Here is a 16,891-nt window from a genome sequence, read left to right on the forward strand (position 1 = left end):
GATGTGATGAGCGGGCTCGGGCAGCGCGGCGCCGACGCGCGTGGTTTCGGGGAGCGCAGTAGCGCGGGTCCCTGGGGCGGCGTCCGGCCCTTCTCCATCAAGACGAAGCTCGGCACGCTGGTTGTCGTCTCGGTCTTCATCACCACCGGTCTGCTGATGATCGCGGTGCGCACCGAGACCGAGCTGCGCTTCATCACGGTCTTCTCGATGATCGCCACACTGTTGATAACGCAGTTCGTGGCGCATTCGCTCACCGCGCCGCTGGACGAGATGAACGCGGTGGCCCGGTCCATCTCACACGGCGACTACACACGCCGGGTGAGCGACAGCCGCCGCGACGAGCTGGGCGACCTGGCCGAGACGATCAACCTCATGGCCGACGAGCTGGAGGCCCAGGACCGCCAGCGCAAGGAACTCGTGGCAAATGTCTCGCACGAGCTGCGCACCCCCATCGCGGGCCTGCGCGCGGTCCTGGAGAACGTCGTGGACGGCGTCTCCGCCGCCGACCCCGAGACGATGCGTACGGCACTGAAGCAGACGGAGCGCCTCGGCCGGCTGGTCGAGACGCTGCTCGACCTGTCGAGGCTGGACAACGGCGTCGTACCGCTGCGCAAGCGGCGTTTCGAGGTCTGGCCGTACCTGTCGGGCGTGCTCAAGGAGGCCAACATGGTCGCCTCCGCGCGCGCGGGCATCGCCTCGGGCTCCGGCAGCCACACGCGCACCGACGTCCATCTGCACCTCGACGTGTCCCCGCCGGAGCTGACCGCGCACGCGGACCCGGAGCGGATCCACCAGGTCGTGGCGAATCTCATCGACAACGCGGTCAAGCACAGCCCGCCGCACGGCCGCGTGACCGTGAGGGCCAGGCGGGGCGACCTCCCGGAGTCGCTGGCCCTGGAGGTCCTGGACGAGGGGCCCGGCATTCCGAAGTCGGAGTGGCACCGGGTCTTCGAACGGTTCAACCGCGGCGGGGTCCCCTCGCCGCACGGTCCCGGCAGCGACGGCGGTACGGGGCTCGGCCTGGCCATCGCGCGCTGGGCGGTCGATCTGCACGGCGGCCGGATAGGTGTGGCCGAATCCCAGCGGGGTTGCCGGATCCAGGTCACCCTTCCGGGACTTCCATCTCTGCCAAGTTGACGTAAAGTTCGAACCGGAGCCGCAAGATCCATGGGTGTCCGCACTGGCGGACACGTGTGATCAGGCACAGGGGCCGCGTGAGTCGTACCGCGACCCGGAGTCGACGTACCCGGACGTGTCCATTCAGCACCGGAACCACGCTTGTTTCCCGCCATTTCCATAGCCGAAACACGGTTTCCGATGTGACTTGCGCGACGTTGGACGGGCCCGACCTGACCTTCCCGGCGCGGGAGGCGTAGCCTTTATTTCCGCTGTCCATCACCTTGTGAAGCGGAAGAGGGCGGTTGCCGCCGTGTCGCCACAGTCCCCCAGTAACTCGAGCATCTCGACCGATGACCAAGCCGCCGGGAAGAACCCCGCCGCGGCGTTCGGTCCCAATGAGTGGCTCGTCGACGAGATCTATCAGCAGTACCTCCAGGACCCGAATTCGGTAGACCGAGCCTGGTGGGACTTCTTCGCCGATTACAAGCCGGGCGTCGCTGCCGCCTCGGCTCCGGCGGGTACTGCGGCCGCAGGGGCCGCCGCCCCGTCATCGGTGCCTCAGGCCGCTCCGGCGGCCCCTGCGGCGCCCGTGACGCCCCCGGCTCCGGCTCAGGCCGCTCCGGCGGCTCCTGCCGCGCCCGCGGTACCGCAGCCCGCTGCCGCCGCCCCGGCTCCCGCGAAGGCCGCTCCGGCCGCCGCCAAGCCGAAGGCCGCGCCCGCCGCCGCGCCCGCGGGAGGCCCCGAGCTCGTCACGCTGCGCGGCCCCGCCGCCGCGGTCGCGAAGAACATGAACGCCTCCCTGGAGCTGCCCACGGCCACGTCCGTGCGCGCGGTCCCGGTGAAGCTGCTCTTCGACAACCGCATCGTGATCAACAACCACCTGAAGCGTGCCCGGGGCGGGAAGATCTCCTTCACCCACCTCATCGGCTACGCCATGGTGCAGGCCATCAAGGCCATGCCGTCGATGAACTACTCCTTCGCGGAGAAGGACGGCAAGCCGACCCTGGTCAAGCCGGAGCACGTCAACTTCGGCCTCGCCATCGACCTGGTGAAGCCCAACGGCGACCGCCAGCTCGTCGTCGCGGGCATCAAGAAGGCCGAGACGCTGAACTTCTTCGAGTTCTGGCAGGCCTACGAGGACATCGTCCGCCGCGCCCGTGACGGCAAGCTGACGATGGACGACTTCACCGGTGTCACGGTCTCCCTGACCAACCCCGGCGGCCTCGGCACCGTCCACTCGGTCCCGCGTCTGATGCCCGGCCAGTCGGTCATCATGGGCGTCGGCTCCATGGACTACCCGGCGGAGTTCCAGGGCACCTCCCAGGACACCCTGAACAAGCTCGGCATCTCGAAGGTCATGACGCTCACGTCGACCTACGACCACCGGGTGATCCAGGGCGCCGCCTCCGGCGAGTTCCTGCGCATCGTCGCGAACCTGCTGCTCGGCGAGAACGGCTTCTTCGACGAGATCTTCGAGTCGCTGCGGATCCCCTACGAGCCGGTCCGCTGGCTCAAGGACATCGACGCCAGCCACGACGACGACGTCACCAAGGCCGCCCGCGTCTTCGAGCTGATCCACTCCTACCGGGTCCGCGGCCACGTCATGGCCGACACCGACCCGCTGGAGTACCGCCAGCGCAAGCACCCCGACCTGGACATCACCGAGCACGGCCTCACCCTGTGGGACCTGGAGCGCGAGTTCGCGGTCGGCGGCTTCTCCGGCAAGTCGATGATGAAGCTGCGCGACATCCTCGGCGTGCTGCGCGACTCGTACTGCCGCACCACCGGCATCGAGTTCATGCACATCCAGGACCCGAAGCAGCGCAAGTGGATCCAGGACCGCGTCGAGCGCCCGCACTCCAAGCCGGAGCGCGAGGAGCAGCTGCGCATCCTTCGCCGGCTGAACGCGGCGGAGGCCTTCGAGACCTTCCTGCAGACGAAGTACGTCGGCCAGAAGCGCTTCTCGCTGGAGGGCGGCGAGTCCGTCATCCCGCTGCTGGACGCGGTGATCGACTCGGCCGCCGAGTCCCGCCTCGACGAGGTCGTCATCGGCATGGCCCACCGCGGCCGCCTGAACGTCCTCGCGAACATCGTCGGCAAGTCGTACGCGCAGATCTTCCGCGAGTTCGAGGGCAACCTCGACCCGAAGTCGATGCACGGCTCCGGCGACGTGAAGTACCACCTGGGCGCCCAGGGCACCTTCACCGGCCTGGACGGCGAGCAGATCCGGGTCTCGCTGGCCGCCAACCCGTCCCACCTGGAGACGGTCGACCCGATCATCGAGGGCATCGCCCGCGCCAAGCAGGACATCATCAACAAGGGCGGCACGGACTTCACCGTCCTGCCGGTCGCCCTGCACGGTGACGCGGCCTTCGCGGGCCAGGGTGTGGTCGCCGAGACGCTCAACATGTCGCAGCTGCGCGGCTACCGCACGGGCGGCACGGTCCACATCGTCATCAACAACCAGGTCGGCTTCACGGCGGCGCCCGAGTCCTCGCGTTCTTCGATGTACGCGACCGACGTGGCCCGCATGATCGAGGCGCCGATCTTCCACGTGAACGGTGACGACCCCGAGGCCGTCGTCCGCGTCGCGCGTCTGGCCTTCGAGTTCCGCCAGGCGTTCAACAAGGACGTCGTCATCGACCTGATCTGCTACCGCCGCCGCGGACACAACGAGTCCGACAACCCGGCGTTCACGCAGCCGCTGATGTACGACCTGATCGACAAGAAGCGCTCGGTGCGCAAGCTGTACACCGAGTCCCTGATCGGCCGCGGCGACATCACGCTCGAAGAGGCCGAGCAGGCGCTGCAGGACTTCCAGGGCCAGCTGGAGAAGGTCTTCACCGAGGTCCGCGAGGCGGTTTCGGCCCCGGCCGAGGTTCCGGCTCCGGACACCCAGCCGCAGTTCCCGGTCGCCGTGAACACCGCGGTCTCCCAGGAGGTCGTCAAGCGGATCGCCGAGTCCCAGGTCAACATCCCCGACCACGTCACCGTGCACCCGCGTCTGCTGCCTCAGCTGCAGCGCCGGGCGGCGATGATCGAGGACGGCACGATCGACTGGGGCATGGGCGAGACCCTGGCGATCGGCTCCCTGCTCCTCGAAGGCACTCCTGTCCGCCTCTCCGGCCAGGACTCCCGCCGAGGCACCTTCGGCCAGCGTCACGCGGTGCTGATCGACCGGGTCACGGGCGAGGACTTCACTCCGCTCCAGTACCTCTCGGACGACCAGGCGCGCCTGAACGTCTACGACTCCCTGCTCTCCGAGTACGCGGTCATGGGCTTCGAGTACGGCTACTCGCTGGCCCGCCCCGACGCGCTGGTGATGTGGGAGGCGCAGTTCGGCGACTTCGTCAACGGCGCGCAGACGGTCGTGGACGAGTACATCTCGGCCGCCGAGCAGAAGTGGGGCCAGACGTCCGGCGTCACCCTGCTCCTCCCGCACGGCTACGAGGGCCAGGGCCCGGACCACTCCTCGGCCCGTATCGAGCGCTTCCTCCAGCTGTGCGCGCAGAACAACATGACGGTCGCCCAGCCGACGCTCCCGTCGAACTACTTCCACCTGCTGCGGTGGCAGGTGCACAACCCGCACCACAAGCCGCTGGTGGTCTTCACCCCGAAGTCGATGCTGCGCCTCAAGGCCGCCGCGTCGAAGTCGGAGGAGTTCATCTCGGGTCAGTTCCGCCCGGTCATCGGCGACGACTCGGTCGACGCGGCCGCGGTCCGCAAGGTCGTCTTCTGCGCCGGCAAGCTGTACTACGACCTCGAGGCCGAGCGGAAGAAGCGCGGCGTCACGGACACGGCCATCATCCGCATCGAGCGCCTGTACCCGCTGCCGGGTGCCGAGCTCCAGGCGGAGGTCAACAAGTACCCGAACGCCGAGAAGTACCTGTGGGCCCAGGAAGAGCCGGCGAACCAGGGCGCCTGGCCCTTCATCGCCCTCAACCTGATCGACCACCTCGACCTGGCGGTCGGCGCGGACGTCCCGCACGGCGAGCGCCTGCGCCGCATCTCGCGCCCGCACTCCTCGTCCCCTGCCGTGGGTTCCGCCAAGCGGCACCAGGCGGAGCAGGAGCAGTTGGTGCGGGAGGTGTTCGAGGCGTAGGTCTCGGCACGCGGTCGCGTAGGCCGGTTCTTGTACTGCGGCGGAGGCCCGGTTCCCTTTCGAGGGGCCGGGCCTTCGGCGTGCGGGCGGTTCACGTGGTCAGGGGTTCGAAGCCCAGCAGGGGCGCTCGCGGTGCCGGGCGGCGCGGGTACGGGGGGTGATCGGCGCCGAGGGTCGCCGCCAGGTTGTTGAGGACCCAGCCGAGCGCCCAGGGGTGGCCGGGCCCCACCGCCCGCTCCATGTCGGCACGTGCTCGGTCGGCGCGTACCGGGGAGTCGGCACCCACGCCTCACGTCTCCTGCGGTTCGAAGTCCCAGTAGGGCCGGTTCCGGGAGCGGGCCGAGATGGTGTGGACGTGGCGGGGGCCCAGCGTGGCGTCCAGGTCGGAGAAGGCTTCCTGTTCGACCTTCTCGGCTTGCTGACGGTCCCTCAAGGCGCGCAGGTCGGCGGCGAGGGCGATGCGGGCGGACAGGGTCAGCGGGTGAGTACGGCCGAGGGCTTCGGTGGCCCGGGCGACCGTGGTCTGACTGAGCAAGGCCGCCGACTCGGGGTCTCCCACGAGGTTGTGCATGGCGGCGGAGTTGATCGCGCAGCCCAGGGTCCAGGGGTGGTTCTCGCCCACGGCCGCGGTCATGTCGGCCAGCGCCTCTTCGATGACCACATGTGCCTGTCCCCGTTCGCCGACGCTCCGCAGGACCAAGGCGTGATTGGCACGGACACCGGCGATGAAGGGGTGCCCCTCGGCCAGCATCACCTCGTAGCGCGCGACGACGGACTCGCCGAGTTCCCGCGCCTGGTCGATATCGCCGTGCTCTCGCAGGAAACAGCTGGTGGTGGCGGCGAACCTCAGGGTCTGCGGGTCGGTCTCGCCCAGGACGCGCTCACACCGCTCCAGCACACGGGGGAGCAGCACGCCCGCCGCGGCGCGGTCTCCGCTGCGGTAGTGGCACAGGGCGAGATTGTGTTCCGCCTCCAGGGTCGGTGGCGTGTCGGGCCCCATGACGAGTTGGTACTCGCGCACGTTGTTGGTCTGGATCGACTCGGCCTCGGTGTAACGGCCCAGCAGGCGCAGGTCGACGGCGTAGTGGAGCTCGGAGGAGAGCGCCCACGGATGCCGAGCCCGCAGCAACAGCCGGCGTGCCTCCATCGTCCGCCGGTCGATGTCCAGCGCCTGCTCGTAGCGGCCGAGCAGCCGCAGGGACACCGCCAGGTTGTTCTGGGCCCCGAGGGTCCGCGAGTCCTGTTCGCCCAGGAGGTCGCGGTACATCAGCACGAGCCGCTGGGAGAGTTCCAGCGCCTCGTCGTAGCGGGCGAGGCCGCGCAGGTCCGCGCCGAGACCGCTGACCGCGCGCAGGTGGTCCAGGTCTTGCTCTCCCCGCTGTTCGCGCAGATGGTCGACGGCGGCCCGCTCGATCGTCTCGGTGCGCTGGTAGTCGCCCACCGCGCGCAGCAGGTTGGCGTAGTGGTGGGTCAGCTCCCAAATCCGGGGGTGGTTCTCGCCGAGCAGCGTCCGCCAGGCTTTCAGGGCCCGTTCGCCGAGTTTGATGCCCGCGCGGTACTCGCCCGAAATGTACATGTACCGAAGGCAGTTGAAGACCAGCGTCTGCACCGCCGGGTCCTTGCTCTTCAGTACGTCCGCGAACTTCAGGTGCGGAACGATCTCCGCGTAACCGGGCCACAGCCGGGTGTCGGTGGGGCGGCGCGGATCGGCGGCGGCCAGTGCCCGGCGCACGACGTCGATGAACTCTCGGCGGTCCTCGTCCGGCATGTCCTTGTGGACGATCTGGTGGACCATCCGGTGGAGGTACAGGGACTCGCCGGAGGAAGCGGCCTCGTCGGTGGCCGCCTCGTGGGACTCCAGGCGGACGACGGAGTACTGGCGGAGCTGGTTGATCGCCTTGTTCCACAGGAGCGGGTCGTTGAGGAGGCCGGCGATCTGTTCGGGCAGCTCGTCGTGCGGCATCTCCTTCAGGAGGCGTACGGGGATGAAGCCCGGTGCGAAGAAGGTGCACAGGCGGAGCAGGTCGACGGACTCCGGGACGGTGTCACGGAGCTTGTTCAGCAGTATTGACCAGGCGGTCTGGAAGGCGACCGGGAAGTCCGCGGAGATCTTGACGACGTCCTGGTCGATGCCGCCGTCCAGGAGGGCGATGTACTCCTGGACGGAGAGGTCGGAGTCGTTGAGCCAGCCCGCCGTCTGATCGAGCAGGAGAGGCAGGTCCTCCAGCGCTTCGGCGAGTTGGTCGGCCTCGGGCTCGGTGAGGCGGGGCGCCCGGCGGCGGATGAAGGCGACCGACTCGTCGCGGCCGTAGACCGGCACTTCCAGCAGCTTGCTGTTGTGCTCGCTCCACTCGGGGTTGCGCGAGGTGATCAGGACGTGGCCGGGGCCGGTGGGGACCAGGTCGTAGATCTGGTCCGGCTCGTCGGCGCCGTCCAGGATCAGCAGCCAGCGGGCGTAGGGGTCACCGCGGCGCAGCGAGTCCCGCACTGCGCGCAGCCGCTCGCCGTATTCGGCGCCCGTCGACAGCCCCAACTGCGGTGCCAATTCAGCCAGTCGACGCCGGTAGGTGACCCGTTTCTCGGCGTTGACCCACCACACCACGTCGTACTCGGAGCCGAAGCGGTACACGTACTCCGCCGCGAGCTGTGTCTTGCCCACGCCCGACATGCCGTGCAGGGTGACCACGCCGGCGCCCGACTCGGCGCCCTGGAGGAGGTGGTAGGCGTCGTTCAGCAGCGGCTCACGGCCGGTGAAGCGGGTGTTGCGGCGCGGCACGCCGCCCCACACCTCGGGCATGGCCGCAGGGAAGCGCGGGCCCCGGCGGGCGCCCTCGACGGACTCCGGCAGGGGATCGGCGGGCAGGTCGAGGCGGTCCAGGACGCGACGCTCGGCCTCGTCGGCACCCATGTTGTTGAGCTCGACCGCGCCGAGTACGGCGGCGGCGGTCGGCACCGGGCTGGTGGTGACGGAGACGGCCGCGAAACGGGTCGGGTCGGGGGCGACGACCTCGCGCAGCGCGGTGTTCCACTCGTCGTGGGTGCGCGGGCCCAGCTGGAAGTACCACTCACTGACGATGATCAGAATCCGGCCCTGGGCGAGCATCAGGTCGCGCAGCAGGTCCACGAGCGGTACTTCGGCCGGGGAATCCCAGCGCTGGTACACGACGCGATGGCCACGCCGCTCCAGACGGTCCCCGATCCAGGCCGCCCAGGCCCGGTTGAAACCGGCGAAGCTGATCGTGACGGTCTGCTTCGCGGCCCCCCTCTCGGTTGGCCCGACCGGCGTACGAGCTCCAGACATGCAGCGGCCTCCCCGCGCGAGATTTTAGAACCGCTGCGAGGTCCGGCGATAGGCACTGACGGATACCAGTCGCTTGCTTCACGGTTCCTTTTCCATCCTTTTCAAGCGACGATCTTGGCGCACTGATCGTCCCGCGTCCGGGAACCCGTGGCTTTCGGCGAGGATGGCTCAATCGAGCCGGTGGCGCGGCGCGTTCGGCGGGTGCGCGACACGTCCGGCGTGCGCCGCGCACGGCTGGTTCACCCCGCTCCCGGCTCATTCGCCCGGCGCGTGGCGCTGCGTCCACAGCGCTCGGGCCGCCCGTATGTACGCCTGCGCGCGCGCCGTCTGCCCGCGCGGCGCGGGGTGCTCGGCGAGCCGTTCGTACACCGCGATCATCTGGTCGACGAACCGGCGCCCCTGAGCGGTGAGGTCCCCCGATCCGACAAGGGTCGGCAGTACGGCCCCGACCTGCTCCCGGTAGCGGGCGTGCTGGGCCCACGCGGAGTCCCGGTGGACGGGGTGGGTGGTGACGAGCGCGGTGCGCTGGAAGAACTCCGCCAGCGCGAGGTGGGAGTACGTGCCCTGCAACAGTCCGTCGTACGGGCGCGGGTCGGGTCGCCAGGGCGCGAAGTAACGTGCCTGCGGTCCGGCGTGGTGGAGCGTCAGCATGTCACTGAGGGCCGCCAGTTTGGTGTGCTGCAGTTCGTGCACCAGCGTGGCCGCGAAGGTCATGGGTGTGGGCGGGGTGCTGCTGAGGAGGGCGCCGAAGGCCTCGCGCCGGGTGCCGCTGCAGCTGCCGGTGGTCCGGCCGTCGGCCGTCGAGCCGGGCGGCGCGGACAGCGGGACCAGACAGCGCAGCAGGGCGACGGCCTCCGTGACGCGGTGCTCGCCACCGAGCCGGAGCACGGACGCGATGCCCGACCACGACTGCAGCCAGCGTTTGCGCTCGGCGTCATCGAGGGCGACCGGTCCGCTGAGCTCGTGGTGCCGGCGGCCGCCGCGCGCGGTGCGGTACGGGTCCAGGTCGTCCAGGGGTACGGGGTCCGAGCCGGGCAGCAGACCGGGCAGCGCGTAGGCGGGTGTCCACGCGGCGGCCTCGGACCAGGCGCCGAAGCCGCCGCTCTGCAAGCGCACAACGATGTCCTTCTCGCCACGGCGGCGCAGGGTCAGACTCCCCCGGCGGTGCACGACGTCGACCGGGACGTCCCCGGACGCGCCCGTGCGCAGCGCGCCGAGGGAGGGCAGGGTCAGCACGCCGTCGCGCGCGGTCAGCCGTACCGCGTAGGAGACCCCCGCGCGGGCGGCGACGACTGCGGCCAGCGCCCCGAAGTAGGCCAGATCGCGGCTGAGTTCGCGCGCGTCCCGCGCGGCGCGCGGCCCGGCTCCCGCACCGAGCCCGCGCAGACAGTACCGGGCCCACGGCCCGACGAAGGGGTGCAGGAGCTGGGTGCGGACGGGCGAGAGCGCGACTCCGGCGAGGGCGCGCCCGGTCGTGGTCGTGGACACCGGGCCGGCATGGGCGCCGCCCTCGGACACCGGCGCCCCTACGGCTCGGTACGCCCCTGGTGCCGGGCCGAGCCGTGCATCGCCGTTCGACGCCGCCGGCTCCACGTCCGGGCCCACGTAGACCCCCGGCCCGTCCGGGCCCGCGTGCGCACCCGGTCCCGGAGCGACACGGGGGCCGCCCCCGGGCGCCGCCTCCGCCACCTGCCCGTACGCGGCCGACGCCGGGCCGGCATCGGTGGTGTGGTCGACGGGCGCCCGCGCGTCCGCGGTGGAGGCACCCGCACCGGTCCAGGACCCGGTACCGCTCACCCCCGCGATCCCCGAGCCGCCCTCGTACCCCCAACCGCCCCGCCGGACGGGCGGCTCCACCCGGTCCGCCTCCTCCAGCAGCCCCCAGTCCTCCCGCAGCCGCGCCCGGGCGTCGGCGGAGCAGACCCCGGGGTCGGCCGCCTCCACCGCGTCGAGCACGGCGCGCAGCAGCAGCAACCGGCGCGTGTACTGGTCGCGTACGAGGAGGCCCAGGGTCTCGGGGCCGCCTTCGGTGCGGCCGAGTTCGGTCAGGGCCCGGTCCGGAACCACCGGCAGGATCACGGGGTGCCTCCTTCGAGAGAGGCCGTGACGGGCGCGGCGGCCCCGGCGAGCCGTCCCGCCACATGGCGGATGAAGCGCTGGAGGTCGGCGCAGTAGACGGAGGGGTTGGCGAAGCCGTGTCCGGTCCGGTAGCGGTGCGCGTAGTGGCCGCCGCCGCAGACGGACAGGAGCGGGCAGGCACGGCAGCGCGCGGCGAGCGAGGCCGCGCCCGATTGCCGGGCCGCGACACCGGGGTGACGCAGAGCCTCGTCGAAGCTGTGCCGGAAGACGTCGAGGCCGGTCTCCGCCGCTCCCTCGTAGCAGGACTTCAGGGAGTCGACCTGCTCGATCGACCCGTCCGTCTCCACGACGACGGCGTCGAACGGGGCCAGCCCCAGCGACTCGGTGGCGGCGGGCAGCCCGAACAGCAGCGCCAGGCACTCCTCGAAGAGCCGCACGCGCGTCTCCCGCCGCCCGGCTCCCCACCAGCGGTCGAAGACGGCACACAGCCAGTCTCCGTACGGGACATCGGTGACGTCCCAATGCGGCGGCGGGGCCGACCAGTTGCCGTGCGGCAGCAGCAGGTCGAGGGCCGGTGGCCGCAGGGCGAGGAGGGAGTCGTACAGCTCGACCGGGTCGGTCGTGGGGTCCACGACCGTGAGGATCCCGGCGTACGCCTCGGGGAAGCGGTCGGCGATCAGGCGGGCCCCGCGCGAGGCGGCGGGCCAGGACGGGCGCCCCGCGCGGTCGGTGCGCAGTGTGTTGTGCGCGGGCAGGCCGCCGTCGAGGCTGATGCCGACGCGGATGCCGTGCCCGGCCAGCACGGCGAGCCGCCGCTCGGTGAGCAGGGTGGCGTTGGTCTGGACGGTGGCGTGCACGGTGCAGGAGTCCGGTACCCGGTCGCGTACGAGATCGGTGAAGCGGGCGAGCGTGTCCGCGCCCGCGAGCAGCGGCTCGCCGCCGTGCAGGACGAGGGAGAGCGCCGTCATGCCGTGGGCGTGCGCGTGCTCGCCGATCCGCAGCGCGGTCCGGGCCAGCACATCGGACGGGGCGGCGGCGGGGCGGGTGCGCCAGGTGTGGTCGGGGCCCTCATAGAGGTAGCAGTAGCGGCAGGCCAGGTTGCAGCGGCCGTGCGCCTTGACGATGAACTGCCGGAAGGGGAACGGCGGTTCGAGCGCCGGAACAGCTGTGATCGAGGTCGCGGAGGTCGCCTCGTCAGACACTCCGGCACCCCCATGCTCTACGGCCCGCGATCCCACGGTACGGTCCGCGTCACGGCCCCCTGCCCGTACGGGGCGGCATTCCCTGGCGGGGGCCGGACGCAAACGCGGCACGATCGAACTTGTCCGGTTCAACCACAGGGCCGACCGAAACTGACGCATTGTGAACGAAGATTGACCGCTTCCACGTTCACCTAGGCCTCCAGATCGCCCCTCAGAACGCGTTGTTGAACCCCCAGAGCATCTCGCTCGGCTGCCCGGCCCGCTCCCTCAGCTCCTCCAACACCTCGGCCAGTACCGGGTGTTGAATGGTCCTGAGATCCGCGAGGTCCAGCTCCAGCAGGTCCGGCAGCCGCCCTGCCGCATCCGTCAGGTCCAGCCGCCGCCCCGCGGCATCCGCGGGCTCCGGCAGCCGCTCCGCGGCGACGTCGGAATCCAGTGCGTCGTCCCGTGCACCCATGTCCTCCCCCTTTTCCCTCACTCCGCTCCGGCACCAGCCGGGCAGGCGCTCCTCACCCCGCCCCGGCGGCCGCCGGGCAGGCGCTCCCTCACTCCAGCTCGGCCAGCCGCTGTGCCGTCTGCCGGGCCGTCGGCTCGCCCGTGCCGACGGCACCGTCCGGCAGCCTGGACCACTCGGCCCGGGCGGCCCGGTAGGCCTCGCGTGCGGCACGCGGGCGCGCCGCCGCCTCGTAGGACATACCCCGCCAGTGATGCGCCTGCGCACCCAGCTCCACGGCCTCCTCGCGGCGGCGGTCCGTCTCCGCCTCCTCCTCGGCGTCACGCGCCGACTCGGCCGCGGCGCGGAAGGCGTCGACCGCCTCGTCGAGCCGGGCGGGCCGGCCCAGGTTCTGGTAGGCCTCGAACTGCGCCTGCCCGAGCTCGAGCCAGCAGCGCGCCGCCGTCAGCGGTTCGCCGGCCTCCAGCGCCGCGAGCCCGAAGAGGTGCTCGGCCTCGCGCAGATCCACCCGGTCGCCCCGGGCCCGGTAGCGCAGCATCAGGGCGCGGCCGAGCAGCAGCAGACGGTACGCGAGCTCCCCGCTGCCCGCGGGGGTTTCGGTACGGCAGTCGCGCAGCACCCGGATGGCCTGGGACAGCGACTCGCGCGTACCGGGACCGTTGGCGGGAACCGCCCGGCGCAGCAGCACTTCACCCCATTCGGCGAGGACGTCCGCGTGCGCGGGGGCGTCCCGTGGCACGCCCCGGGAGGCCTGCTCGAACCGTTCGGCGGCGTCCTGGAGCTCGCGCGGGTCGCCCGAGTCGGCGTACCGCGCCACCTTGATGCGCCCAGCGCGCACCAACAGCGCAGCGCGCAGGCCCTGTTCACGGGTCAGGCCCAGCGCCTCGTCGACGTGCGCCTGGGCGTCGTCCAGCGCGCCGCCCGACTGCAGGATCGCGTCGACGAGGTCGAGGAGGATGCGCACCCGGGACGGCTCACCTGCGGTGAGGAGCCCGGGCTCGGGGCCGGGTTCCAAAGCGGCGCGCAAGGAGTGCGCGCCCTGTTCCGCGTACAGCCGGGCCTGTTCGTGGTCGGCGGTGGCGCTGGACAGGCGCAGCAGGACGCGGCCGTGCGCCAGCGGCAGTTCGGGCGGGCGGTGGCGCCGGTCGGGCCAGGCGTCGCCGAACGCCTCCAGCATGCCGACCGCGCCCTGGAGCAGCGCAGTGTCGCCGCCGAGGCGCCACTGGGCCTCCAGCGCGCGCACGCGCTCCAGGGTGAGCCGCAGGGCTTCCGCGGCCTCCAGGCCGGGCGCGGCGCAGGCCACCGCGTACTCGCGGTCGGCACGTTGCAGCAGATCGAGCGCGCCGCGCCGGTCGCCGCGGCGCCTGCGGTCGATGGCGGCGGCGTGCAGCACCCGTGCCAGCACGGCCCGTTCCCGCAGCGCGCGCGGGTGCGCGACCGCCCGTTCGGCGGCCGCCTCCGCCTCGCGCAGCAGCTCCGCGCCACCCTGCACCTCCCACAGCCGCAGCACACAGTTGGCGTACTCGGACCACAGCTCCGGGTCGGCGCCCGCGGGCAGTTCGTGCTCGGTGGCGCCGCGCAGCAGCTGCACGGCGTCGATGAGGTCCTGCACCATGCCGTCGGTGTCGAACTGCCCGGCCAGGGAGCGGGCCCGGATCACCGCCGCGTGGGTGGGCCGCTCGTCGGGCAGGTCGGTGCGTCCCCGGGCGCTGTACAGCGCGAACTGTTCCGGCAGTGGCATGAAGCGCTCCAGAACCCGCGCGGCGACCTCGGCGAAGGGCTGCGGGACCAGAGTGGCACCGCCGTTGTCGCCGTTCTCGCCCGGATATCCGGCGCCCGGCGCATACGGCCGTCCGGAGCCGCCCTCGCCGAGCTGCGCGAGCGCCAGGGCTGGGAAGTTGGGGCCGCCCTTGCCGAAGCGGTACTCGATGTACTCCGAGCAGTGCTTGAGCACCAGCATCGCCTCGTCGCGGCCCAGCGGCGACAGGAGCGCCTCCTGCACGCCGGGCGCGAACTCGTACCACTGGGCGCCGTCCGCGCCGAACTCCTCCGCCTTGGCGCGTGACACCAGGCCGCTGAGCAGGACCTCGGCAAGTTCGGACGGTCCGGAGTCGGGCAGCATGGTGCGCTGCACGAGCTGCATCACGGGCAGGCTGAGGGGCGCCGCCGCCAGATAGCCGGCCAGGCGTCCGGCCGTCTTCGAGGCGTTGGAACGGAACCGGCTGACCAGTTCGAGCGCGGACAGCCGGCGCCCGGGGCGGGCGGCCCGGGCGGGCGGATGGTCGTGACGCACCCAGCCGACGGCGCCGGCCACGGGCCCCGCACCAGCCCCGGACAGCAGTCGCGCCCAGGCGCCGAGCGCGGCGGGCTCCGGCGGCAGTACGGGCACGGGCAGCGCACCGGCGCGGGCGTCCGGCGGGGCGCCGGTCGGCAGCCGGACCTTCAGTGTGGCTGCGCCCGCGAGCGCCTCGCCGCGCATCAACTCGCCGTACGACACCGGGAGTCGGGTGCGGTTCCACATGCGCTGCGGCAGTGGCTGGAGTACGGCGGCGGGGCCGAGGCGGGACAGGTGGTGCAGCAGCCGGTGGGCGTGGCCGCTGTGCCACAGGGGGCCCGCGCAGTCGCTGACGAGGAGGGTGATCCGGCGGCCCGTGGGGTCGCTCAGCCGGTCGGCGGAGTGCAGCGGGGCCGCGCCGGGCTCGGGACTGCGGCTGACGGCGGGCTCGCCGTCCGGGCCCTGATGCAGATGGCTGACCTCGATGTCCCAGAAGGCGCCCAACTGGCCGAAGACCTGCTCCAGTTCCGCGAACATCCGGTCCCACACCCGCATCGACGAGGAGGCGTCCATCACCAGCTGGAGTGCCGCGTCGGCCCGTGTCACCCCGCGGAACACCGGCAGGACCAGACCGCCCGCCCGGGCGCTCAGCTCCGCGGTCGCCGTCTCGTCGAGGACCGTGCGCAGGGGCGGCGCGCCGGTCCGGTAGCCCTGCAACGGGCGTAATGCGCGCTGGAGTTCGAGCGGGGCGGGGAACGCGGCCGCGGCGGGCACCCCGACCGGCAGCACCGTCACCCGACCCTGTCCGTGCCCCTGCGGCGCGCCGTCCCGCGGCACGGGATACAGGGCGACACGCCGGTCCCCTCCCCCGTCCTGCGGCGGCGGTTCACCGCCGTCGCCGGGCGGCTCCGGAGCGGTGGCGGACGGGTCCGTGCGCTCCGGGACCGGGTCGCGCCCGGCACCAGACAGGGAGCCGGGCGTCGGGACGCGGCCCTCGGCCCGCTCGACCGCATCCGTCGGGCGTGCCCAGCGGGCCAGCCAGAGACTGTCGCACAGCTGCTTGGCGTCGGGGTCGAGCCCGATCTGCCGCATCCGGGCGATGAGTTCGGCGATCGGGTCGCCGCCGGGCAGGGCGGTGTCTCCCGGGACACCGGGAGTGTCGGGACCGTGGCGCGCCGCGGCGTCAGGCATCGGGCCTCACCTCGGGCGGTCGAGTCGCTGGATGAGCAGGTCCGCGAGACGGTCGCGACTGGGCGGGGCGGCTGCGTCGGTGAGGTAGATGGCGTTCAACAGCTGGTCGGCCGCGACGAGTTCGCTGCGCGAGCGCTCCAGGAAGTGGGTGATGAGATCGTCCCCGGCCCGCGCGGCCTCGTCACCGAGATGGGCGCGTACGAAGGTGGCGAGCCGCTTGTGGTCCGGGCGCCCCAGCTCCAGGTGGATGCAGCGGCGCATGAGGGGGGCGGGGAAATCGCGCTCGCCGTTGCTGGTGAGCACCACGAAGGGAAAGGAGCGGCAGCGCACCCGGCCGTCGCGCACCCGCGCCTTGGTGCCGTCGGCGGTGAGCACCTCGGCCTCGCCGCCGGGCAGCCGGTCGGCGACGCGCTCCAGCTCGGGGATGGCGAACTCGCCCTCTTCGAGCACATTGAGCAGGTCGTTGGGCAGGTCGATGTCGCTCTTGTCCAGCTCGTCGATGAGCAGCACACGCGGAGTGTCGGACGGCAGCAGCGCGGTGCCGAGGGGGCCGAGCCGGATGTAGCTGCCGATGCCCTCGACCGAGCCGGGGGCCCCGGGAATGGCCGGATCCGTGCCCTGCGGAGCGGCGATCTGCACGTCCTGCAGCCGGGCGATCGCGTCGTAGTGGTACAGCCCGTCCTGCAGCGTGGACCGGCTGACGATCGGCCAGCGCAGCACATTGCCCAGCCCCAGTTCGTACGCCACCGAGTGCGCCAGCGTGCTCTTGCCCGCGCCCGGGCTGCCGGTGACCAGCAGGGGCCGGCGCAGATAGAGCGCCGCGTTGATCATTTCGAGTTCCTCGGCGCCCGGCCGGTGCAGCTCGGCCAGATGCCGGTGCGCGCCCAGCCTGCGGTCTTCGGAGCCGTCGCCGTTCCTCCCGGCCGCGTCCCGGCTCGCGAAGTCGCGCCAGGGGGGTGGAGCCGGGAGGCGGTCTATGCCGTCGTGGGGTTCACCGGCGCCTCGGTAGATGAGCCACTCGCTGGATTCGGTCATTGCCCAGTCCTCGTCGTCACTCGTCCACCATGGCCGCCGTCGAACATGCGGGAGCGTGCATCACCGTATCGACCCACGGGGGGCCTCGAAAGGGCCCGGTACGGGCTCGTAACGGCCCAATTCGGCGCCGTAA

The 16,891-nt window shown here is 71.9% G+C and carries 9 protein-coding genes; 2 read left to right on the forward strand and 7 right to left on the reverse strand.

Translation table 11 applies throughout. The annotated features are described in order from the left end of the window. The first annotated feature begins 6 nt into the window (after positions 1-6). The gene (locus tag ACZ4RZ_RS00730; protein WP_467740693.1) at positions 7-1,137 is read left to right on the forward strand and encodes a HAMP domain-containing sensor histidine kinase; all 1,131 of its coding nucleotides are present in this window, start codon (positions 7-9) and stop codon (positions 1,135-1,137) included. Positions 1,138-1,429: 292 nt separating this feature from the next. Next, positions 1,430-5,221, forward strand: coding sequence for a multifunctional oxoglutarate decarboxylase/oxoglutarate dehydrogenase thiamine pyrophosphate-binding subunit/dihydrolipoyllysine-residue succinyltransferase subunit (locus tag ACZ4RZ_RS00735; protein WP_467740695.1), 3,792 nt, complete (start codon positions 1,430-1,432; stop codon positions 5,219-5,221). 91 nt (positions 5,222-5,312) lie between these two features. On the opposite strand, the gene ACZ4RZ_RS00740 is transcribed toward ACZ4RZ_RS00735, so the two are convergent. From ACZ4RZ_RS00740 to ACZ4RZ_RS00770, 7 genes are all read right to left on the reverse strand, one after another. Beyond that, a complete protein-coding gene (locus ACZ4RZ_RS00740) occupies positions 5,313-5,507 on the reverse strand; it encodes a hypothetical protein (protein WP_467740697.1) in 195 nt (64 codons plus the stop codon). Positions 5,508-5,510: 3 nt separating this feature from the next. Continuing rightward, positions 5,511-8,522, reverse strand: coding sequence for an FxSxx-COOH system tetratricopeptide repeat protein (fxsT, locus tag ACZ4RZ_RS00745; RefSeq protein ID WP_467740699.1), 3,012 nt, complete (start codon positions 8,520-8,522; stop codon positions 5,511-5,513). A 255-nt stretch (positions 8,523-8,777) separates the two neighbouring features. After that, positions 8,778-10,601: an aKG-HExxH-type peptide beta-hydroxylase gene (locus ACZ4RZ_RS00750; RefSeq protein ID WP_467740701.1), complete on the reverse strand. Its 1,824-nt coding sequence runs from the start codon at positions 10,599-10,601 to the stop codon at positions 8,778-8,780. Further along, positions 10,598-11,773, reverse strand: a complete 1,176-nt coding sequence (locus ACZ4RZ_RS00755; RefSeq protein ID WP_467741908.1) for an FxsB family cyclophane-forming radical SAM/SPASM peptide maturase — start codon at positions 11,771-11,773, stop codon at positions 10,598-10,600. The genes ACZ4RZ_RS00750 and ACZ4RZ_RS00755 overlap by 4 nt, the downstream gene beginning before the upstream one ends. A 241-nt stretch (positions 11,774-12,014) precedes the next feature. Beyond that, positions 12,015-12,260 carry an FxSxx-COOH cyclophane-containing RiPP peptide gene (gene fxsA, locus ACZ4RZ_RS00760; protein ID WP_467740703.1) on the reverse strand — a complete coding sequence of 82 codons (246 nt, stop codon included), beginning with the start codon at positions 12,258-12,260 and terminating at the stop codon, positions 12,015-12,017. Positions 12,261-12,348: 88 nt separating this feature from the next. Further along, the gene (locus ACZ4RZ_RS00765; RefSeq protein ID WP_467740705.1) at positions 12,349-15,723 is read right to left on the reverse strand and encodes an SAV_2336 N-terminal domain-related protein; all 3,375 of its coding nucleotides are present in this window, start codon (positions 15,721-15,723) and stop codon (positions 12,349-12,351) included. 6 nt (positions 15,724-15,729) lie between these two features. Next, entirely contained in the window at positions 15,730-16,758 is a 1,029-nt protein-coding gene (locus tag ACZ4RZ_RS00770; RefSeq protein WP_467740707.1) for an AAA family ATPase, read from the reverse strand. Positions 16,759-16,891: the final 133 nt, after the last annotated feature.

This window comes from Streptomyces sp. NPDC027189 (assembly GCF_055566975.1).